Consider the following 19,669-nt stretch of genomic DNA (forward strand, 5'->3'; position numbering starts at 1 on the left):
CGTGCTCACGACTGCCGATCGGTGGCCGAGGTCAGCTGGGCCGGTAGGAACAGCGGTAGCCCGTGGTCACGGCCTCCCGCAACGCGTCCGCCGTCGACGGTGCGTTCGCCGCGATCGTGTCGATGGCCCGCCGGATCGCCTTGCGCACTGCGGTTCTGGCGCGTTCGGCCGGCCCGGCGAAGTTCCTGGTGCGGCCACCGAGCCCGGTCTCGCGCTCCAGGTGGCTGAGCAACGCCTCCAGCTCGGCCTCGAGCCTCGGCAGCGGGTTCTCCTCGATCTGTGCGCGGAGGTCGCGGATGCGGGCGAGGTACGCGATGCGCGCGGACTCGTCGAGCACCGACTGGTTGCCGCTGTCCTCACCGCCGACGAGGTCCAGCGCCGGGATCTCGGTGCCGGGCCTCGCCACGAGCTCCGCCAGGTACCGCATGCCGACCAGGTCCTCGACCCGGACCTCCCCGCCGTTGTGCGTCACGACCCACCAACCGCTCTCGCGGCGGATGGACACCGTGCCGGACAACGAACTCCGGTCGCGGGCCCACTGGGCGGCGCGCTCGGTCATGCCCATCTCGGTCGCGTCGGCGATGGCGCTGTCGAACAACGCCATCGCCCGCTCACCGCCGACGGTCTGTGCCAGGGTCCCGCGGGCGTACGCGGTCATCGGCCGGTTGCCCAGCCGGATGTTGGTGACGATCGCGCGTTCCAGGTGCGCGGAGGCGAGGTCGTCGTCACCGAACGTCGTGGCGGCGATGCCCAGCAGGAGTTCGGTGGAGCCGAAGCAGACGATGGCGGTGGCCGGCACGATCGGCAGGTCCGCGAACGGTTCGAGCAACCGGTAGGCCTCGCGGGCGATCCCGGTGTCGCCGAGGGCGGCGGCCACGTGCACCACGCAGAACATGCAGGTGATCCAGGTGCTGGACAACGGCACCGCCGCCAGGCCGTTGATCGTCAGCCGGTGCAACGCCGAACGCGCCCGGTCCGGTTGCCCTGCCTCCAGCGCCAGCAGCGCGAGCGCGGCCTCGAAGCTGAACTCCAGGTCCGGCAACGTGGGGGAGTGCGTGACCTGCTCGGCCAGGTCGACCAGCTCGCCGCCGCGGCCCTGCAGCCACCTGATCGCGAACAGGTGCGTGCTGTGGAACGTGAACGCGTCCACGTCGCCGACCTCGATGCCCAGCTGCATGCAGGCCACCGACTTCTGCTCGGCCTCGGCGAAACGGCCGGCCCGGATCGTCCGCATGACGTCCATCGCGGCGTGGAAGACGAGCACGGCCGGGTTCCCGGTCGCGCGCCTGGCCAGCTCGACCAGCGACCGTTCCGCGTGCGGGTCGCCCAGGCAGAACAGGTCCATCGTCCGCCGGCACACGCCGCTGAGCGCCAGCAGGTCCAGCCCCGCCGCCGACGCCACCGCGATCAGCTCGTCAGCCAGCGCGAGCCGGGCCGTGGTGTGCTCCGGAGACCACAAGGCGTGATGTGCCAACGACAAACCCTCGGCCAGGGTCAATTGGTCACCGGTGTTCCTGGCCTGTGTCAACGCCTCCAGCACGCACTCCGTCTCGCGCCGGTCGTAGGCGTGCTCGGCCGCCAGCCGCACGATCAGCCGCGTGCGCAGGGGTGCGTCGGGACCGTTCGCCAGCGCGTCGCGGATGCGGCCGATCGCCAGCGCCCGATCCGCCCGGCTGCGGAACTTGTTGACCCACATGCCAGGCAGGCCGAGCGCCGCCTCCGGATCGCCCTCCTTGGCCGCCTTGTCGAGCAGGTCGCGTGCCTCGGTGATCCTTCCCGCCGCCAGCGCGGTCTGGGCCCGTTCGACCAGCCCCACCGCGTCGTTCAGCGCCGTCGCACCGGTCGAGGTGACAACGATGACCACTGGGAGCTGGTGAAGGCTTCCCACGACGAACTGGGTGAGCTGGAACGCCTGCTCACCGGCCAGGTCGATGTCGTCGATCACGATCAACGCGGGTGTGCCCGCAAGCGCGGCGAGGACCGCTCGGGCGCACGCCTCGGGTTCGGCGTCCTCGTCGAGCGCGGAGGTGTTGCCGCACAACATGGCCAGGACCGCGTGCCACGGCCAGAACGCGGGTGTGTCCGCGCGGCAGCTCGCCCACGCGATACCGAACCCGTGCGACCGCGCGAGTTCCACTGCCCGGACGAGGTACTGCGTCCGTTCGGCCCCCGGCGGCCTGTTGACCGCGAAGAGCTGACCTGAACCCTGTCTCGCCCGTTTGAACGCCGAATCCGGCAGCACCGCTTCACCCTCGAATGCACTTCCTCAGCAAGGACCGGCAAAACCTAGCGGAGATCGAAACGCGGTATGTACGCGGTCAACACGCATTTAGCGGTGAAGGACTTACGTCCGGTTCATAGATGCGAACAGAGGATCGGTGAACTCGGTGATCCGCGCGTGGTCGCGCGAGATCGAGGCGTACGCCCCGGCCGCCGGTGAGGGCGTGAAGACGTCGGCCGTCGTGACCATCGCCTTGACCGCGGTGTCCCAGTCCGGGTGCACGCCGCTGCCGACCGCCGCGCAGATGGCCGCACCCAGCCCGGCCGCGTCGCTCATCCTGGTGCGCCGCACGGGCTTGCCGAACACGTCCGCGAAGATCTGCATCATCAGGTCCGACCGCGACCCGCCACCGGAGACGATCAGCTCGGGGAACTCGCGGCCCAGGGCACCGGCCATTGACGTGCTGTGCCGGTGCATGGTCAGCGCGATGCCCTCCAGGATCGAGCGGTGCACGTGGTAGCGGCCCTGGGAGCCGTCGAACCCGAGCAACGCGCCGCGCCGGTGCGGGTGGTCCGCGGGCGCCAGCCAGTCCAGCACGGTCATCAGCCCGTCGCAGCCCGGTGCGACCGCCGCGGCACCGGACTCCAGTTCGCCCAGGTCCGTGTCCAGCAACTGGCGGTACCAGCTCACCGTCCACATGCCGCGCCTGATGCCGTTGCTCTCGTACAGGTACTTTCCCGGCACAGAGCCGAAATTGGACCAGAAGCGGCCAGCGGGGTCGACGACGTGCCGTGCACCGGTGGTCATCGCGGCGATGTAGGTGCCCAGCGACACCAGCAACTCCTCGCCGAGCCCGCTGCCCAGCGCCTCGACGGCCTTGTCGTTCGAGGTCGCGTACACCGGCACCCCGGCGGGCAGGCCGGTCGCTCTGGCGGCCCCGCTCGTCACGTGCCCCAGCAGCGCGCCGGGATCCACCAGCTCGAACAACTGCTCGCGCCGCATCCCGGTGTCCTCATAGGACGGTGAGGAATCCGGCCAGCGCCACGATTCGTGGTCGATCGGCCACATGCCCTCGTAGTTGCCGGCCGTGTCGCGGAACTGCCCGGTGAGCCGGTGTGTCACGTACCCGGAGGAGGTCGTGACGTACCGGACCGCGGGATCGTCCCACTGCGGCCGGCCGAGCCGGTCGTCCATCCAGCTCAGCAACGGCTCCGCGAGCCTCCCGTCCGCGCCCAGCAACGCCCGGCAGAACCGGATCGTGCACAGCCCCACGCCCGCGATCTCGCCGAGCGAGCCGGTGAACCCGCGCAACGCCTCGGTGCAGGCCTCCGCGATCGAGTCCCACACGTCGTCTTCTGGATGCACGACCTGGCCGGGCGCCGGATGTGCATACGGTCGCAGCGGTCGCTGGGCCCAGGCGTGCACCCGGCCGGCCTCGTCGACGATCGACACCTTCGTGCTCTGCGAGCCGTTGTCGATCGCCACCAGGTAACTCACGGCTCCACCGGGTAGATCGTGCCCGCGTTCATGATCCCGTTCGGGTCGAGGCCACGCTTGAGCACCTCCAGCAGGTGGTAGGCGCTGCCGTGTTCCTCACGGGTCCACGGCGTGCGGTACTTGCCGATGCCGTGGTGGTGCACCATCGAGCCGCCCAGCCGCAGCGACTCCTCGACGATGATCGCGTTGAGCGGGATGTGGTACTCGGTGATCTCCTCCTCAGGCTCGCAGCTGATCCGGTAGTCGTACACGAAATACAGGTTCGTGCCGGTCTGGTAGCTGTGCGACGAGTGCGCGCCCAGCATCGTGAGGTCCTGAAAACGGGGGAACTCCGTGCGGACGCGGTTCATGACGGCCTCGTACAGGGGCTGCACGTTGGACCAGTCGACCGAGACCTCAGTGGTGTAGCCCAGGTGCCGGGTCTCCAGCATCGCCCGCTTCTCGGCGTCGATCTTGTCCTGACCCCAGTTGAGGTTGTCGAACCAGTCGACGATCAGCTGCCGTTCGACGGCCGCCGTGCCCGCGAACGTCTTCTCGATCGCCTCGGCCGTGGCCCGCGCGATGCCTTCCGGGCCTTCCGCGACGAGCACGACCACGTTCTTGTTCTGGGAGAAGTGGGCGAAGTGCTGGTTCGCGTCCTCGGGGGAGTAGACCCGGCACACCGACGGGCGGTAGCCGTCGGTGATCAGCGTGCGCAGGCGTTCGACGGCATCACCGAAGTCGTCGACGAGGAAACCGAAGTAGTGGTTGTGCTCCGGCTGGTACCGGAACAGCTTCACGGTGACCTCGGTGATCACGCACAGCGCGCCCTCGTTGCCGATCACGACGTGCCGGATGTCGGGGCCGGCCGCGCGGCGCGGGACGTTCTTGATCCGGCTGACCGTGCCGTCCGGGAACACCGCCTCGAGGCCCACGACCATGTCCTCGATGCCGCCGTACAGCGTGGAGAACTGCCCGATCGACCGCGTCGCGACGAGTCCGCCCATCTGCGCGAGCGGCTTGGACTGCGGCGAGTGGCCGGTCGTCAGACCCTGTTCGCGCAGCGTGTCCTCCAGGCGCTGCAACGGGACGCCGCACTGCGCGGTGACCATCATGTTGACCGGGTCGATCTCCAGGATCTCGTCCATTGTGGACCCGTCGAGCACGATGGTGTTCTCCACCAGCGTCTCCAGCCCGCCCTCGGTGGCGGTCCGGCCGGTGCGCGGGACGACGTTGATCCAGTGGTCGTTGGCGAACCTGAGCACGGCGCTGACGTCCTCGGTGGTCGCGGGACGGACGATCGCGGCCGGGATCGGGCCGGTGAAGATGCCGTGCACGGACGTGTACTTGCGGAACCTGTCGACGCTGGCGTCCCGCAGTTCCTGCTCGTCGGTGTCGACGGCGGCAGGGCCGAGCAGGTCGACTAGGCCTGCGACGATCTCGGGACGGCTCAGGTCGGAAGCGGAGGGCACGGAGTGCGGCGGTGCAGGAAACATGGCTCTGCCTTCAAAGAGAGAGTCAGCGGACGAGATAACCGCCGTCGACGACCAGCGTGTGGCCGTTGACGTAGTCGGAAGCGCGGCAGGCGAGGAACACGACGGCGCCCATGAGGTCGCTCGCCTCGCCCCACCGGCCGGCCGGGATGTGGTCGAGCACGCGCTGGTTCGTGGCCGGGTCGGCGCGGGTGGCCTCGGTGATCTTCGTGGCGAAGTAGCCCGGTGCCAGCGCGTTGACCTGGATGTTGTGCTGCGCCAGCTCGTCGCAGTAGGCCTTGGTGAACCCGGCGATGCCGTGCTTGGTCGCCGCGTAGGCAGGGGACTGGCGGCCGCCGAGGAACGAGAACAGCGACGCGATGTTGATGATCTTCCCGGACCGCTGGGGGATCATGAACCTGGTCGCCTCGTGCGCGAGTTCGAAAGCGGCGGTCAGGTTGACCGCGATCATCGGGTCCCACTTCGACCGGTCGAACGTCTCCACATCGTCGAGCAGGCTGATACCGGCCGAGTTGACGACGATGTCGACGGATCCGAGCTGCTCGACGCACGTGTCGACGACCGAGGCGCACGCGCCGGATGCCGTGATGTCCGCGGTCATCCCCGCGAACCGCTGGCCGTGGGACTCGACGAGGCGCTGGGTCTCGCCGTCGTCGGCGACCAGGCTCGGGACGAACACGTCGGCCCCGGCGGCGGCCAGGCCGAGCGCGAACGCCTGGCCCAGCCCCGTGTTGCCGCCGGTCACGATGGCGTTCTTCCCCTTGAGCGAGAAGAGGTCCAGCCCGAAGTCCATCACATTCCCCCGAATGGGTCGCTCACCGCGACATAGGTGGTTTCGAGGTACTCCTCGATGCCCTCGGCACCGCCTTCACGGCCGATGCCGGAGTGCTTCACGCCCCCGAACGGCGCCGCCGGGTTCGACACGATTCCCGTGTTGAGGCCGAGCATTCCGGTCTCGAGGGACTCCGCGAGCCGCAGACCCCGGTTGAGGTCACGGGTGTAGGCGAAGCAGACCAGGCCGTACTCGGTGGCGTTGGCGAGCCAGACGGCTTCCTGCTCGTCGGTGAACGTGATGATCGGCGCGACCGGCCCGAAGATCTCCTCGCTCAGCAGCTTCGCGGTCAGCGGGACGTCCACGAGCACCGTCGCGTCGTAGAAGAAACCCTTGCCCTCCGGTGCCTTTCCGCCGATCACGACCTGAGCGCCCGCGTCCACGGCGTCGTCGACGAGTGCGGAGACCTTGGCCCGCGTCCTGCCGTCGATCAGCGGGCCGAGCGGGTAGGTCTGCATGCGCGCGGCCAGCTTGGCTGTGAACTCCTCCGCGACATCGGCGTGGACCAGGAACCTGTTCGCCGCCACGCACGCCTCACCGCCGTTGCGCAGCTTCGCCAGCACCGCTCCGTCCGCCGCCGCGTCGATGTCGGCGTCCTCGAAGACCAGGAACGGTGCGTTGCCGCCCAGTTCCATCGACACCCGCAGCACCTGGTCGGCCGCCGCCGCGATCAGCTTCTTGCCGACCGCGGTGGATCCGGTGAACGACAGCTTGCGCAGCCGGGGATCGGCCAGCAGCGGGCCCGTGACCGCGCCAGGATCGGCCGTGGTGATCACGTTGAGCACGCCGTCGGGGAGTCCGGCCTCCGTCAGCACCTCGGCGAACAGCAGTGCCGTCAACGGGGTGAGTTCGGCCGGCTTCAACACCATCGTGCAGCCCGCGGCGATGGCCGGGGCGATCTTGCGGGTGGCCATGGCGAGGGGGAAGTTCCACGGCGTCACGAACAGGCACGGCCCGACCGGCCGCTTCACCGTCATCAGCCGGTTGCGGCCGTCCGGCGCGGTCGTGAACCGGCCGGAGATCCGCGGCGCCTCCTCCGCGAACCACCGCAGGAATTCGGCGCCGTACGCGACCTCGGCCCGCGACTCGGCCAGCGGCTTGCCCATCTCCGCGGTGATCAGCGTGGCGAAGTGCTCGGTCCGGCTGATCACCAGTTCGAACGCGCGCCGCAGAATCTCCGAACGCTCACGCGGGGCTGTTCTGCCCCACGCGGCCTGGGCGGCACAGGCGGCGTCGAGCGCGTGCAGTCCATCCTGCGGCCCCGCATCGGCCACATCGGCCAGCACCTCCTCGGTGGACGGATCCAGCACCTCGAACGTGCGGCCGTCCACCGCTTCCGTCCACTTGCCGTCGATGTACAACTTGGTCAACATGGCGTGTCCCCTCACAGCCTCAGGTCGACCCCGATGAGGTCCTCGTAGAGCCTCATCGGCGTCATCTCGCCGGCCCGGTCGCCGTACGCGGCGCGGGCCCGGCGGTAGATCTGCTCGACCAGCGCGGACAGCTCGGCCGGCACCCCGACCGTGCCCGCGAGGTCCAGCGACAGTCCGAGGTCTTTGCACGCCAGCGCGATCGCGAAGCCCTCGTCGTAGTCGCCCTGCTCCAGCACGGAAAGCACGTCCCGTTCCACGAAGTTGCTGGTGGCCGGGCTGTTCACGAGCGCGTTGCGCAGCACGCCGAGGTCGACACCGGCCTTGACGCCGATCGCGAGCACCTCGGCCGTGGCGACCAGGTGCGTGAACCACAACTGGTTCAGCATCAGCTTCACCGTGTACCCGGCGCCGTGCGCGCCGACGTGCAGGATGCGGTCCTTGTCGCCCATGGCCTCGAACACCGGCCGCAGCCGCGTCACGTCGGCCTCGTCGCCGCCGATGAAGATCTGCAGCAGACCCGCCGCCGCACCCACCGACATCCCGCTGACCGGGGCGTCGAGCACGTGCAGGCCGGGGTTCGCCTTGCGGATCTCGTCGGCCACCTCGGGCACCGACGTGGACATGTCGATCCACGTGCCGTCCGGCGCGATGCCGTCGACGATGCCCTTGGCCGCCTCGCCGACGTGCTTCGGCGTCGGCAGCATGGTGATCACCAGGTCGCTCCCGGCCGCGACCTCTGCCGGGCTGGAGGCCCATCTGGCGCCGCCTGCGAGCAGCTCGGCGGCCTGGTCGCGGCGGATGTCGTTGACCACCAGCGAGAACCCGGCCTTCTGCAGGTTGCGGGTCATGCCGGAACCCATGCTGCCGAGTCCGATGAAACCAACGGTCACATCTACTGCGGTGTGGCTCACGCTCTGTCCTCCGGTGGCGTGTAGAAGGGGTTGCTCGGGGACGCGGCGAGCACGGCCTTGATGGACGGCAGGTCCTTGGCGCCGTTGGCCAGCGCGGTCCGGGTGGCCTCGCGGTTGTTGCGGTACACGACATCCGCGTCGTCGGCGCCGGGGTTCACCCAGACCGCCGCGATCACCACGTGCGTCGAGGCGTCCGGCTCCGAGATGCTGCCCTCGGCCACCGCGTCGGCCACTCCCGCGGCGACGCCTGCCTGGGCGGGACCCCAGATCAGCAGACCGTGATCGTCGTTGGCAGGAGCCGCTTTCGTGACGAACAAGGTCATCGGCTTGACGGGCAGCGAGGGCCGCAGCACCGCGACGAACGGCACGTGGCCCGCCGAAGGTGTGGCCAGTGCGGTCGCCCACGCGGTGCCCGCCGGGCCCTCGCGGTGCCCGAGCACGGTGTTGATGTGGGCGGCGTTGACGCCCTCACCGACGAAGCTCTCTCCGATCTGCATCGTCAGATCAACCCCTGCGCGGTCAGCCACTCCTGCGCGACCTCGTCCGGCTCGGCGCCGTCCACGTCGACCTTGGCGTTGAGCTTCTGCATCTCCGCGGTGGTCAGCTTCGCCGCCATCGGGGCCAGCACGTCCGCGATCTTCGGGTGGCTCTTGAGCACGTCCGCCTGGAGCGTGAACCCGCCCTGGTAGATCGGGAAGAACGCCTTGTCGTCCTGCAGCACGGTCAGCCCGAGCGCGGCGATCCGGCCGTCGGTGGCGAACACCTCGCCGAAGTTGCAGTCCTTGCCGTCCTTGGTGGCGGTGTAGATGACGCCGGTGTCGAGCAGCTTCACGTCGTCCTTGGCCGCGTCGAAGGAGTACGTCTTGGAGACGCCCGGCCAGCCGTCGTCGCGGGTGGAGAACTCGCTCTCGATGCAGAACGTGCGCTCGTTCGCCGGCAACTTGGCGATGTCGCTCATCTTCGAGACGCCCAGTTCCTTCGCATTCTCGTTGCGGATCGCGAAGGTGTAGGTGTTGTTGAACGGCGCGGGTGCGACCCAGTCGATGTTCTTGGCGGCGTCGGCCTTCTTGACCGCGTCGAACTGCTCCTTCTCGGACTTGAGCGGCTGGGTCTGCTTGTTGTAGGTGATCCAGGACGTGCCGGTGTACTCCCAGTAGCCGACGAACTGCTTGTTCTCCAGCGCCTGCCGCACGTTCGCCGAGCCGACCAGCTTGGTGTTGGCCTCCAGCGTCGCGCCGTGGGCGTTGAGCAGCTTCGTCGTCAGGTGGGCGAGGATGTACTGCTCGGCGAAGTCCTTCGAGCCGATCTGACCGGACAGGCCCGCGAGATCACTGCTCTTCGCGGCGGTGGCGGCGTTCGGGGAGCTGGAACAGGCGGCCAGCCCGAGGGCCAGCACACCGACCAGGGCGCGCTTGTACATGGAAGGTTCCTTACGGCGGTGGGGGATTGGTCAGAGACCGCGGGGGCGGACGAGGTCCTCGACGAGGCCGGCTGCCCAGTCGATGAGGACGGCGATCGCGGCGACGAGCACGGCGCCGACGACGATCACGGGGTAGCGCTGGAGCTTGAGGCCGTTGACGATCATGTCGCCGAGCCCGCCGGCGTTGATGAACGTCGCGATGGTGGCGACGCCGACGGAGAACACGAGTGCGGTCCGCAGGCCGGCCAGGATCACCGGTGAGGCCAGCGGAAGCTCGATGCGCCACAGGACCTGGCGCGGGGTCATGCCCATGCCCCTGGCCGCCTCGCGGGTGGCGTGGTCGACCTGTTCCAGGCCGGTCAGGGTGTTGCGCAGCACGGGCAGGAAGCAGTACGCGACCAGGGAGATCAGGGCCGTGTAGAACCCGGTCTGCCACACGATCGCCAGCAGGATCACCACACCGACCGCCGGGGTCGCCTGGCCGATGTTGCCCAGCGCGATCACGGCCGCGCGGACGGCCTTCGACCGCACCCGGTAGGCGGCGATACCGGCCGGGATCGCCAGCAGCGCCACCAGCGCCGACGAGACGACGGTGAGGACGACGTGCTCCTGCGTGCGATCGAGGAGATAGCCGGTGTTGAGGGTGCGTTGTTCGATCGAGTCGAGGGTGAGGGTGCCGACCCAGACGAACAACAGAGCCACCACGGCCGCCACGGCCAACGGCGTGGCGAACCGGCGCAGCCCGAGCGTCTGTCCGGTGTGGACGGTCATGACGCCTCCACCGGTTGCCTGGTGAGCGCGGCCGAGATTCGGGCGTGAGTCAGCGATCCGTTCGCACCCGAGACGTTCACGCGGTCGGCGCCGGTGACCATCAGCAGGTCCAGCGCGTCGCGCAACGAGGCGTCCGCGTCGACGGCGGGAGCGGTCGCGTCGGGTGCGTCCAGTTCCACGTCGGTGATCGGGATCAGCGCCAGGCGCATGATGCCCGCGCCGTGGCCGATGAAGCTCGACACGTAGTCGTTGGCGGGGGTGGCCAGGATGTTCGCGGGCGTGTCGAACTGCTCGATCTGGCTGCGTTCGCTCAGCACCGCGATCCGGTCCCCGAGCCGCACCGCCTCGTCGAAGTCGTGCGTGACGAAGATGATCGTCTTGCCGATCGCGGCCTGCAGCTTGAGGAACTCGGCCTGCAGCTTCTGCCGGGTGATCGGGTCGGTGGCACCGAACGGCTCGTCCATCAGCATCACCGGCGGGTCGGCGGCCAGCGCCCTGGCGACACCGACGCGTTGCTGCTGCCCGCCGGAGAGCTGCTTGGGGTAGCGGTGCGCGAACGTCCCGGGGTCGAGCTGGACGGTCAGCAGCAATTCTTCGACGCGGTCGTTCGTGCGCTCCTTGGACCAGCCGAGCAGGCGCGGGACCGTGGCGATGTTCTCCGCGATCGTCATGTGCGGGAACAGGCCGATCTGCTGGATGACGTAGCCGATGTGGCGGCGGAGCTCGTTGGGATCCAGCGACAGCACGTCGGTGCCGTCGATCGTGATCGACCCGCTGCTAGGCTCGATGATCCGGTTGATCATCTTCATCGTCGTGGTCTTGCCGCAGCCGGACGGCCCGACGAACATGACCAGCTCGCCGGGGTGCACGGTCAGCGAGAAGTCCTCGACGGCGGCCTGCTGCTGGCCCGCGTACCGCTTGGTGACGTGGCTCAGCTCGATGCCGACTCCAGGCTCAGACACGGAGACCCCTCGAGGTGCTGTAGCGGGCGATCAGGACGAAGGCGCCGTCGATGAGCAACGCCAGCAGCACCACGCAGAGCGTGCCGGTGAGCGCGAAGTTGAGGGCGTTGACCGAACCGAGCGACGACAGGCCCTTGAAGATGTAGAAGCCGAGACCAGGCCCCGCGACGTACGCCGCGATCGCCGCGATGCCGACGGTGAGCTGCGCGGCCACCCGGATCCCGGTCACGATCACCGGCCACGCCAGCGGAAGCTGGATCCTGAGAAGGACGCCGGCCGGTGTCATGCCCATGCCCCGCGCCGACTCGATCAGGTGCGCCGGCACCTCCCGCAGGCCGACGACGGTGTTCCGCACGATCGGCAGCAACGAGTAGAAGACCAGTGACACCACCGTGGGTGCCCAGCCGAGCCCGAGCACCGGGCTGAGCAGGGCGAGCAGGGCGAGCGACGGGATCGTGATCGCGATGCCCGCCGCCGTCAGCGCGACGGACCGCGGCACGGCCCGGTTCCAGACCAGCAGTCCGAGCAGGACGCCGAGCACGGTGGCCAGGGCCAGTGACAGCGCCACGACGGCGAGGTGTTGCAGCGTGAGCGTGACGAGATCTTCCCAGCGGCGGGCCAGGAACTCGTCGAGCGTTCCGGTCACGGGGATTCGCCTTCCTTTCGGCGACGGTGCCGATGGCCGGGAACGGTAAATTTGCCGTGGTCTTATGCACAACAGGTGTTGGCAATATGGCAACGCGCCTCGTAGGGTGCCGGTTCATGCAGGGATCTCGACGCAACTCCGCCGGGCTGGCACGCGACATCGAGGTGCTGGAGGTGCTCGGCCGGCCGGAAGCGGTGCAGGCGGGCGGTCTCGGTGTCGTCCGGATCGCGACGCTCGTCGGCCGGGACAAGACGGTGGTGTCGCGGACCCTCGCGACGCTGGGCGAGAGCGGGCTCGTCGACCGCGACCCGGAGACGCAGGCCTATCGGCTCGGCTCGCGGCTCTACGCGCTGGCGGCGCGGACCGCTGAGGGCGCGCTGGCGTGGAACGCGCGCGGGCACCTCAAGCACCTCGCGCAGGTGACCCGCGAGACCGCGCACCTGTGCGTGTTGCGGGGCGGCAACGTCCTGACGCTGATGAGCGAGCTGAGCCCGAACCGATTCCACACCACGGGCTGGGAGGGCGTGACGACAGCGGCGTGGCGCACACCGTCCGGTCGCGCGCTGATCAGCGACTGGGACACCGAGTCACTCGCCGTCTGGTACGCCGAGCACGGCCACGACGAGGCGGTGCTGGAGGCGGGGGAGCGGGCCGACTCGGTGTTCGCGGTGCTGGAGCGGCCGTCACCGCGGCCGAACTCGATCACCGACGTGGAGTCGCTGGCCGCCGAGCTCGGGCGCGTGCGCGAACGCGGTTACGCCACCTCGGACGAGGAACTGGAGCGGGGCGTGGTCGCGGCGTCCGCACCGGTGTACGACTACACCTCACGGATCGTCGCCGCGCTGAACGTGTCCGCGCCCAAGGAACGGATCGGCGCGCAGCTGGACAAGCTGGGCCGGATCGTGGCCGGGGCTGCCCGTGAACTGTCGGCGGCGCTGGGCTATCCCGCCTGATGCGGGAACATCGCGAACGACAGGTCATCGGTGAGCGGGGTGGAGAGGTGCCCCTCGCCCTCGGTGTCCTCAAAGGACAGCATCGAGCCCGGCCCGAACTCCCGCTTCTCGCCGCTCGACACGGTGACCGCGGCGCGACCGGCCAGCACGATCAGCCACTGCTTGCGCGGCGCCACGTGCAGCTCCCAATCCGGCGTGCCACCGGACGGTTGCTCGACCACCGTCATCGAGGTGGCCTGGAACGGTCCGGAGACCAGCAGCGGCGGCACGCCCACGACCGTGACCGTTGGCGTGCCTTCGACCTCGACGTCCTCGAAGACCGATTTGCCGTTGTCGTCCGCGAAAACCCGCACATAACGCATGATCGCGAGGCTACTCGCGATCTTCGAGGTACCGCGTGTGATCGGCCTGCCGTTGCGCATCGGCCGCGTGGAACCGCTCGGCGACCCGGACGGCGTCCTTGTGCAGGAGATCCAGCTGCCGCACCAACTCCGCGCCGGAACCGCGAGCGGCGGCGTACCACCACGGCAGGTTCAGGTAGGTCTGCACCGACAGCGGCAGATCGGTTCCGACGAGCCGGGTCACGGCGTGCAGGGCGTCCGGGTCGCCACGCAGCTCGCGCGGCCGGTCCAGCATGCCGCGCAGCACCTCGGCGATCTCCGCGAACTTCGGCGCCACCTCACCGGGCACGCGGCCGCCGAAGCCGCGCACCCGTTCCACCAGCGTGTCCAGTTCGGCGCGCAGCCGGCCCGCCTCCTGCTCCGAGTCGGTCACGAGCGTGACCCGCTCGGGCGGTGCGGCGAGGGCGCCGACACCGTAGAGGCCGATGACCACGAGCACCCAGTAGGAGCCCGCGACCCCGGCGAAGTGCAGCCCGAGGCCGGCCAGCCCGCCGGCGCAGCCCGCCAGGTTCTTCCAGGACGCCAGGTAGCGCGGCACCGGGTTACTGGTAGCCACGGATCTCCTTGAAGGCCGCGTCCAGCGAGCGGCTGCGGGCGTCGAACACCTTGCCGCCGCTCATCTTCGCCACCCGGTCCATCTCGGAGGCCGCGCTCTCGCCGAACAGCACCGGGAAGATCGGGATGCCCTTGAGGTTCTGCGGCAGTCCGCTGTGGAACGCGGTGAACTCGTCGACGCCCTCGCTGCCGGTGTTCTCGCCGTCGGTCATCAGCACGATCGACGTGAACCGGTCCGGGTCGGCGTCGATCTGCTGCCGCAGCACGTCGTAACCGCCGCGCAGGCTGCTGTAGATGGCCGTGCCGCCGGAGGCGTTGAGCGAGGTCGCGGTGGTGCGGATCTGGTCGAGGATCGGCCGCGGATCGTTGGCGGGCACCTCGTACTTCAACGCCGGCTGCGCGGTGCTGTTGAACGGCAGCAACGTCACCTGCTCGCGGCCGTGGAACCGGTTGAACTTGCCCGTGAGCGACTCGTCCGCACCCGTGAGTCCCACCAGCGCCTGCCGCAGGCTCTCGATGCGGTCACCCTCCATCGAACCGGACGTGTCGAGCACGTAGAGCGTGCGGGACGGGCGGCGCAGCTGGTCGAAGTACGTGACGATCAGACCGTCCACAGCGGACTGACTGCCGGGGAACGGCAGCTCCACCAGCTCCTTCACCGCGAACTTCGCGTCCGGCTGCACCTGTGGCACGGCGGGGCGGCGATGCGTGGCGTCCATGATCTTGCGCTGGACGTCGGGGGTGCGCAGGTAGTCGGAGAGCTTCTGGTGCTCCTCACGGGATCCCAGGGTGGCGGACGAGAGCAGCGTGAGCGGGTAGTCCGCGGTCACCACACCATCGCTCGGGTAGACCAGCGTCAGCGGTTCGGGCAGGGTCGCGTTGAGCGACAACAACACCGACTCGTAGTTGATCAGGCCGTCCACTTTGGCGCCGGGGTCCCCACCACCGGCGCGGCGCTGGTAGGCCTCGGACAGCCAGCCGGACGAGCCCGCGGACAGCGTCTGGGCCGAGAAGAACTGCTTGAGCTGCGGTGCGACCGCGTTGATCCGGGCCGCGTCGAGTGCCGAACCCGAGCCGGACAGCGCGGCCGCGACACCCACCAGTGCGGAGAAGCCCGAGTTGGACGCCGACGGATCGGTCATGCCGTAGGTGAACTTCTGAGCGCCGGCCGCCGCGGCGATCTCGGCCCAGCCGACGCGCTTGCTGTCCCAGCCCAGCTCCCTGACCTTCGCCGCCGGCAGCCCGAGGACGACGGGGGAGGACATGACCTTGGTCGCGGTCCCGAGGTGTTTCTGGGCCTCCGGCACGAGTTCGAGGTAGCGGTTGGAGGAGAACCAGACCGCGTCGAAGGCCTGCACAGCGTCGCTCGCGACCTTCTCGGCGCCCTCGATGGTGCCGGTGAAGCTGAGCTTCACGGTGATGCCGGTGGCTTTCGCTGCCTCGTCCAGGATCGGCTGCAGGTCGGCCAGTTCGCTGCCGGCCAGCACCCGCAGGACGCCGGGTGCCGCCTCGCCGAGCGGTCTGGACGGGTCGGGTTCGTCGGCACATCCCGCCAGCAGTGCCATGGCGGCGACCGCGGGGATGAAACGGCGGATCATACTTGCTCCTCAGCGCCGCGCACGCGGCTCAGGTGGTCGTGGGCGCGCCTGATCTCCGTGTCCAGCGCGGACACCGTGGAGGACAGGGAGTCGGCCGCGCGGGCCTTGAAGGTGTCGATCGCGTCGATCGCCGCGTAGATCTGGTCGAACGAGGTCCGCACCGCTTCGACGCCGACCGCCGGCGTCGCCGCGATGCGCTGGATGTCGTGGCCCTGCAACGACACCAGTGCCGCGTTCGAGCGCAGGATCGAGTCGGTGAGCCCGCGCACGGCGTCGACCTGGTCGATCACCTCGCGCTGCCCGGCCAGTGCCGCCGCCACCGCCACGCCGATCCGCAATGCCGTGACGGTCGTGCTGACCGCCCGTTCGATGCCCTTGATCAGCTCGTCGTTGTTGCGGCGCACCACGTCCAGCGCCAGGTACCCCTGCGCGCAGACGGCGAGCTGGGTGAGCAGGTCCTGATGCCGTTGCCGCAGGCCGAAGAGCACGTCGGCGCGCAACGCGGTGGCGCGGGCTGGATCGGACAGGTCGAAGATCGCGACCTGCCGCTCGACCGCCTCGTCCATCTGGGCGGCGAGCGCGGTGTCCTGCGACAGCTTGGTCATCAGGTCCCACAACCGCTGTCGCTCGCCCTTGATGGCCGCGTTGTCGCGTTTGAGCGAGTCCTGCCCGGACCGCAGGTTGAGCACGATCCGGTTGATGGGCTCGTCCGCCGCGCGCAGCCGGGCCAGCAGCCCCTTCGCCGCGTTGCCGCCGGGGATGAACCCGAGGATCTTGCGGCCGGTCAGCCTCGTGAGGTCCTGCGGGTCGAGCTCGCGCACCGAGCGCCGCAGGTCGGTCAGGCTCGTCGAGACCTGGGTGGTGGTCGGTGAGCTCACCGACGCGAGCGTGCGGTCCAGCATCCGGCCCGCGATCTGCGCAGCGACCCGCATCTCGGACTCGCCGAGGACCAGTGCCTCGTCGACGATCCGGCTGAAGTCCGGCGACTGCGGGTCGACGGCGGCCAGTGCGTCGATGAAGTTCCGCGCGTGCTCGGACAGCTCGGTCCTGGTGTTGTCGGGGATCGGGATCAGCCCGGCGGCGCGGTCCACCGGCACGGGCTCGACGGGCTCCGGCGGGGTGAGGACGAAGTCGGACACGTCAGTACTGCTTCGCGATCGCTTCGAGCATCCGCTCCAGGGTTTCGTGCGCGGGCGGTTCGACGACGTCCACGATCGTCTGCGGCACGGTCAGGTTCTTCTCCTTGACGATGTCGTTGAAGTGCTTGGGGTCGGCAGTGCGGAACCCGAACGTCGCCGCGAGCCTGCCCAGCTCGGCGTCACCCGTGAGCAGCTGCCCGACCCGGTCCCCGGACTCGCGCAACGGCACCAGCGTGTGCTTGGACAGCACGGTCGGCGCCGGGTACAGCAGCTTCATGTCCGGCCGGACCGTCGAGTCGCCCCGCACCACCCGGTCCACGAACTGCGCCTCGTAGGCCAGCACCAGCGGCGTCTTGCCCATCCCCGCGGACAGGTAGTCCTCGAACGGTCCCTCGGAGCTGCTCTGCGTGTACCCCTGGTCCAGGAACAGCCGCGACACCGCGGGCAGCACCTTGCCTTCTCCTTCAGGGGAGCTCACCACCCCGCCGTTCGCCACGAACGACGTGATCGCCAGGTACATCGCCGCCGAGTTCGAGTCACGCGGATCCGTCGTCGTGACGAGCAGGTTCTTGCGCGCGGGGTAAGAGGTGTTGCCCGGCAACTGGTCCCATCGCGTGCCCTTGGCCGCGAGCTCCAGGTAGGCCTGCACGTCGAACGTCTGGTAGCCCGGCCCCGCCTTGACGACGCCGGCCTTGGTGAGCAGCTCGACGATCGGGTCGAACGTCGCGACCACCATCGGCGACGAGAACGGCGCGTACGTGCGCGCCGCCTTGTGGTCGCGCTGGATCTTCTCTGCGGCGGGCGCGCTCGACGGGAACGCGAAGTCGTAGGAGTTCAGATCGGTCGCCGTCGCGATCTGCCGTGACCCGGCCGGATCCACCTCGACCTTCAGCCCGTGCCGCGCGAACACGTCCTTGACCCGCTGGTCGGCGAAGAAGGCGAGCTTCTCCGAGCCGATGACGCCGCGGACCGTCTCGAGCGAGGGCGGCTTCTCGCCGCCCTGCCCCTGCACGATCGCGATCACCACTCCCACCAGCAACACGACCGCCAGACCGATGCCGAGCGTTCTCTTCACTGTCCACCTCTGCTGCGAACCCTGTTCGGGGAACAGATCTTTCGTCACTTCGACGCCTGGGCAGGGGCAGTCGTCTCAATCGTGAGATGAACACTGGGTGAACGGGCTCGGCGGTGACCGATCGGCTATGGAGACCGCGAGGGCTATGACCGCACCGCGGCGGTCGTGCGCGACGACGCCCACGCGCACGACGCGCGTCTGCGTGCGGCGGGGGCGGGGATCGCCGGCGCACCCGTTCAGGTGCGAAACCACGACGGCGCCGGTACATCGGTGGTGAATGGAGCTTTTCTGTCGGCCGCGTTGCCGATCGCGGGCTTCGCGATCATCGAGGCCGCGTCGGTGGAAGAGGCCGTCGAGCTCGTGGCCAAGACCCCTTGCGCGGTCGCCCACGGAGTCGTCGAGGTGTGGCCGTTGCAGTGAAGTCCACTGTGGACTCAGGCTGCGTCGCGCCTGCTCACCGGGCGCAGCCGCACGCGTCGCCTGGCCTGGGTCCCCTCAGCCCGCTCGGACGCGGCCGAGGTGTCCGCGGCGTCGTCGGAGTCGCTGTCCCGCACCGGTGTGCGGCCGCCGGGATCGCGGTGGCTGAAGTGCACCAGGGCGAGCAGTGCGAGACCGGCGAGCAGCAGTGAGTGCGACAGGACGCGGCCCGCGGTGGCGGTGCCGTTGACCAGGTCGCTGGTCGAGTAGGGGATCAGCACGGCGACGAACGCGGCTGTGACGGGCAGCATGCCGGCGGTCGCGGCCGGGCGCAGCGCGGTCCACAGCATGCCCAGGCCGAGCGCGAGGTTCCAGGCGGTGCTCTCGTTGAACAGGTGGCTGCTGTCCACGCCCGTGGTGTGGCCGCCGTGCTCGGTGCCGACGCCGAGCACCTGGGCCAGGCCGAGGGTCAGCTGGGCGACGGCGACGCCGGTGAGGAGGCCGCGGGGCAGCCAGCCGCGTGGTGCGGGAGGGGTGATCGGGGGTGCGGCGTCGAGGATCGACTCCGTCAGGTCGGGCACCGGGGTCGCCGGTCGGAGGCGGAGCGTGCGGGTGAGCGCCGCGGCACCGTCGTGCCAGCTCTGGCAGGACGCGCAGGTCTCGAGGTGCGCGTCGACCTGGTCGGCGGGCACGCCTTCGTCTTCCCCGTCGAGGCGGGCGGACAGGGCTTCGCGGCAGGTGTTGCACTCCACGGTCAGAGTGTCGTCCAGCGGGCCGAAAAAGTTCCAGGCGATTTACAACTAGGTGGTACGTGGTTCGGGGTGGGTTACTCTCCTGGACCGTGTCGACTTCGAGGGGTGACGACGAGGCGGTGACGGCGTGCGCGCTGGCCGCCGGTGCGGGCGACCGCGCCGCGCTGGAGCGGTTCATCCGTTCGACGCAGCGTGATGTCTGGCGTCTGGTCGCCCACCTCGCCGGTGTCGGGGTCGCGGACGACCTCACCCAGGAGGTCTACCTGAGGTCGTTGCGCAGCCTGCCGGGGTTCGAGGGCCGGTCGTCGGCCCGCACCTGGCTGCTGTCGATCGCACGCCGGACCGTGGTGGACCACATCCGGGCCGCCGTCGCCCGTCCCTCCATCGCCTGGTCGGCTGACTACCAGCTGGCCTCGGACGCCGACCGGGCCGCGGAGCACGCGCGGTCGGCCGGGTTCGAGGACGTCGTCGAGCTCAACGTCATGCTCGCCTGCCTGTCACCTGAGCGCAGGGAAGCCCTGCTGCTCACCCAGGTGCTGGGCCTGTCCTACGCCGAGGCAGCCGAGGTAGCGGGCTGTCCTATTGGGACGGTCCGGTCCCGGGTCGCGCGTGCGCGGGAGGACCTGATCAGCGGTCAGGCCCAGGAGGACGTCGTCTAGCGCGGTTCGGCCGGA

At 69.6% G+C, this 19,669-nt stretch carries 20 protein-coding genes; 3 read left to right on the forward strand and 17 right to left on the reverse strand.

Annotated features, from left to right (window positions below; translation table 11 throughout):
* Window positions 1-31: 31 nt before the first annotated feature.
* The 11 genes from ACIA8G_RS11225 to ACIA8G_RS11275 form a co-directional block, all read right to left on the reverse strand.
* Window positions 32-2,242, reverse strand: a complete 2,211-nt coding sequence (locus tag ACIA8G_RS11225; RefSeq protein ID WP_396418233.1) for a hypothetical protein — start codon at window positions 2,240-2,242, stop codon at window positions 32-34.
* Between the two features lie 102 nt (window positions 2,243-2,344).
* Window positions 2,345-3,718 (reverse strand): FGGY-family carbohydrate kinase, encoded by a 1,374-nt coding sequence (locus ACIA8G_RS11230; RefSeq protein WP_396418234.1) that lies wholly within the window; start codon window positions 3,716-3,718, stop codon window positions 2,345-2,347.
* Window positions 3,715-5,193 carry an FAD-binding oxidoreductase gene (locus tag ACIA8G_RS11235; protein ID WP_396418236.1) on the reverse strand — a complete coding sequence of 493 codons (1,479 nt, stop codon included), beginning with the start codon at window positions 5,191-5,193 and terminating at the stop codon, window positions 3,715-3,717. Before ACIA8G_RS11235 ends, ACIA8G_RS11230 begins: the two co-directional genes overlap by 4 nt.
* 22 nt (window positions 5,194-5,215) lie before the next feature.
* The gene (locus ACIA8G_RS11240; protein WP_396418237.1) at window positions 5,216-5,983 is read right to left on the reverse strand and encodes an SDR family oxidoreductase; all 768 of its coding nucleotides are present in this window, start codon (window positions 5,981-5,983) and stop codon (window positions 5,216-5,218) included.
* The gene (locus ACIA8G_RS11245) at window positions 5,983-7,395 is read right to left on the reverse strand and encodes an NAD-dependent succinate-semialdehyde dehydrogenase (RefSeq protein ID WP_396418238.1); all 1,413 of its coding nucleotides are present in this window, start codon (window positions 7,393-7,395) and stop codon (window positions 5,983-5,985) included. Before ACIA8G_RS11245 ends, ACIA8G_RS11240 begins: the two co-directional genes overlap by 1 nt.
* Before the next feature lie 11 nt (window positions 7,396-7,406).
* A complete protein-coding gene (locus ACIA8G_RS11250; protein ID WP_396418239.1) occupies window positions 7,407-8,306 on the reverse strand; it encodes an NAD(P)-dependent oxidoreductase in 900 nt (299 codons plus the stop codon).
* Window positions 8,303-8,803: a formaldehyde-activating enzyme gene (gene fae / locus ACIA8G_RS11255; RefSeq protein WP_396418240.1), complete on the reverse strand. Its 501-nt coding sequence runs from the start codon at window positions 8,801-8,803 to the stop codon at window positions 8,303-8,305. The genes ACIA8G_RS11250 and fae overlap by 4 nt, the downstream gene beginning before the upstream one ends.
* A 2-nt stretch (window positions 8,804-8,805) precedes the next feature.
* Complete coding sequence (locus ACIA8G_RS11260) at window positions 8,806-9,726, reverse strand: glycine betaine ABC transporter substrate-binding protein (RefSeq protein WP_396418241.1); 921 nt, start codon at window positions 9,724-9,726, stop codon at window positions 8,806-8,808.
* 30 nt (window positions 9,727-9,756) lie between these two features.
* Window positions 9,757-10,497, reverse strand: coding sequence for an ABC transporter permease (locus ACIA8G_RS11265; protein WP_396418242.1), 741 nt, complete (start codon window positions 10,495-10,497; stop codon window positions 9,757-9,759).
* Window positions 10,494-11,459, reverse strand: coding sequence for an ABC transporter ATP-binding protein (locus ACIA8G_RS11270; protein WP_396418243.1), 966 nt, complete (start codon window positions 11,457-11,459; stop codon window positions 10,494-10,496). The genes ACIA8G_RS11265 and ACIA8G_RS11270 overlap by 4 nt, the downstream gene beginning before the upstream one ends.
* A complete protein-coding gene (locus tag ACIA8G_RS11275) occupies window positions 11,452-12,105 on the reverse strand; it encodes an ABC transporter permease (RefSeq protein ID WP_396418244.1) in 654 nt (217 codons plus the stop codon). The genes ACIA8G_RS11270 and ACIA8G_RS11275 overlap by 8 nt, the downstream gene beginning before the upstream one ends.
* A gap of 116 nt (window positions 12,106-12,221) precedes the next feature.
* Between ACIA8G_RS11275 and ACIA8G_RS11280 the strand changes: the two genes are divergently transcribed.
* A complete protein-coding gene (locus tag ACIA8G_RS11280; RefSeq protein WP_396418245.1) occupies window positions 12,222-13,058 on the forward strand; it encodes an IclR family transcriptional regulator in 837 nt (278 codons plus the stop codon).
* Here ACIA8G_RS11280 and ACIA8G_RS11285 read toward each other — a convergent pair.
* The 5 genes from ACIA8G_RS11285 to ACIA8G_RS11305 are packed head-to-tail and all read right to left on the reverse strand — an operon-like array spanning window position 13,046 to window position 17,826.
* Window positions 13,046-13,420 (reverse strand): hypothetical protein, encoded by a 375-nt coding sequence (locus ACIA8G_RS11285; RefSeq protein ID WP_396418246.1) that lies wholly within the window; start codon window positions 13,418-13,420, stop codon window positions 13,046-13,048. The genes ACIA8G_RS11280 and ACIA8G_RS11285 overlap by 13 nt on opposite strands.
* Before the next feature lie 10 nt (window positions 13,421-13,430).
* A complete protein-coding gene (locus ACIA8G_RS11290) occupies window positions 13,431-14,015 on the reverse strand; it encodes a hypothetical protein (protein WP_396418247.1) in 585 nt (194 codons plus the stop codon).
* Entirely contained in the window at window positions 14,002-15,612 is a 1,611-nt protein-coding gene (locus ACIA8G_RS11295; protein WP_396418248.1) for a substrate-binding domain-containing protein, read from the reverse strand. Before ACIA8G_RS11295 ends, ACIA8G_RS11290 begins: the two co-directional genes overlap by 14 nt.
* Window positions 15,609-16,751, reverse strand: a complete 1,143-nt coding sequence (locus ACIA8G_RS11300) for a toxic anion resistance protein (protein ID WP_396418249.1) — start codon at window positions 16,749-16,751, stop codon at window positions 15,609-15,611. Before ACIA8G_RS11300 ends, ACIA8G_RS11295 begins: the two co-directional genes overlap by 4 nt.
* Before the next feature lies 1 nt (window position 16,752).
* Window positions 16,753-17,826 carry a hypothetical protein gene (locus tag ACIA8G_RS11305; protein ID WP_396418250.1) on the reverse strand — a complete coding sequence of 358 codons (1,074 nt, stop codon included), beginning with the start codon at window positions 17,824-17,826 and terminating at the stop codon, window positions 16,753-16,755.
* Window positions 17,827-17,991: 165 nt separating this feature from the next.
* On the opposite strand from ACIA8G_RS11305, the gene ACIA8G_RS11310 reads away from it, so the two are divergent.
* Window positions 17,992-18,246 carry a YciI family protein gene (locus ACIA8G_RS11310; RefSeq protein WP_396418251.1) on the forward strand — a complete coding sequence of 85 codons (255 nt, stop codon included), beginning with the start codon at window positions 17,992-17,994 and terminating at the stop codon, window positions 18,244-18,246.
* A 14-nt stretch (window positions 18,247-18,260) separates the two neighbouring features.
* Here ACIA8G_RS11310 and ACIA8G_RS11315 read toward each other — a convergent pair whose 3' ends face one another.
* On the reverse strand, window positions 18,261-18,995 hold the full coding sequence (locus ACIA8G_RS11315; protein WP_396418252.1) for a zf-HC2 domain-containing protein: 735 nt from the start codon (window positions 18,993-18,995) through the stop codon (window positions 18,261-18,263).
* 89 nt (window positions 18,996-19,084) lie between these two features.
* Between ACIA8G_RS11315 and sigC the strand changes: the two genes are divergently transcribed.
* Complete coding sequence (gene sigC / locus ACIA8G_RS11320) at window positions 19,085-19,654, forward strand: RNA polymerase sigma factor SigC (RefSeq protein ID WP_396418253.1); 570 nt, start codon at window positions 19,085-19,087, stop codon at window positions 19,652-19,654.
* Window positions 19,655-19,669: the final 15 nt, after the last annotated feature.

It is taken from the genome of Lentzea sp. NPDC051213, assembly GCF_044455585.1.
GTDB lineage: Bacteria > Actinomycetota > Actinomycetes > Mycobacteriales > Pseudonocardiaceae > Lentzea.

Coding starts and splice junctions, on each gene's coding strand:
- ACIA8G_RS11265 (WP_396418242.1), bottom strand. CDS start 10,497: ATGACCGTCCACACCGGACAGACGCTCGGGCTGCGCCGGTTCGCCACG.
- ACIA8G_RS11260 (WP_396418241.1), bottom strand. CDS start 9,726: ATGTACAAGCGCGCCCTGGTCGGTGTGCTGGCCCTCGGGCTGGCCGCC.
- ACIA8G_RS11280 (WP_396418245.1), top strand. CDS start 12,222: ATGCAGGGATCTCGACGCAACTCCGCCGGGCTGGCACGCGACATCGAG.
- ACIA8G_RS11240 (WP_396418237.1), bottom strand. CDS start 5,983: ATGGACTTCGGGCTGGACCTCTTCTCGCTCAAGGGGAAGAACGCCATC.
- ACIA8G_RS11235 (WP_396418236.1), bottom strand. CDS start 5,193: ATGTTTCCTGCACCGCCGCACTCCGTGCCCTCCGCTTCCGACCTGAGC.
- ACIA8G_RS11285 (WP_396418246.1), bottom strand. CDS start 13,420: ATGCGTTATGTGCGGGTTTTCGCGGACGACAACGGCAAATCGGTCTTC.
- ACIA8G_RS11295 (WP_396418248.1), bottom strand. CDS start 15,612: ATGATCCGCCGTTTCATCCCCGCGGTCGCCGCCATGGCACTGCTGGCG.
- ACIA8G_RS11245 (WP_396418238.1), bottom strand. CDS start 7,395: ATGTTGACCAAGTTGTACATCGACGGCAAGTGGACGGAAGCGGTGGAC.
- fae (WP_396418240.1), bottom strand. CDS start 8,803: ATGCAGATCGGAGAGAGCTTCGTCGGTGAGGGCGTCAACGCCGCCCAC.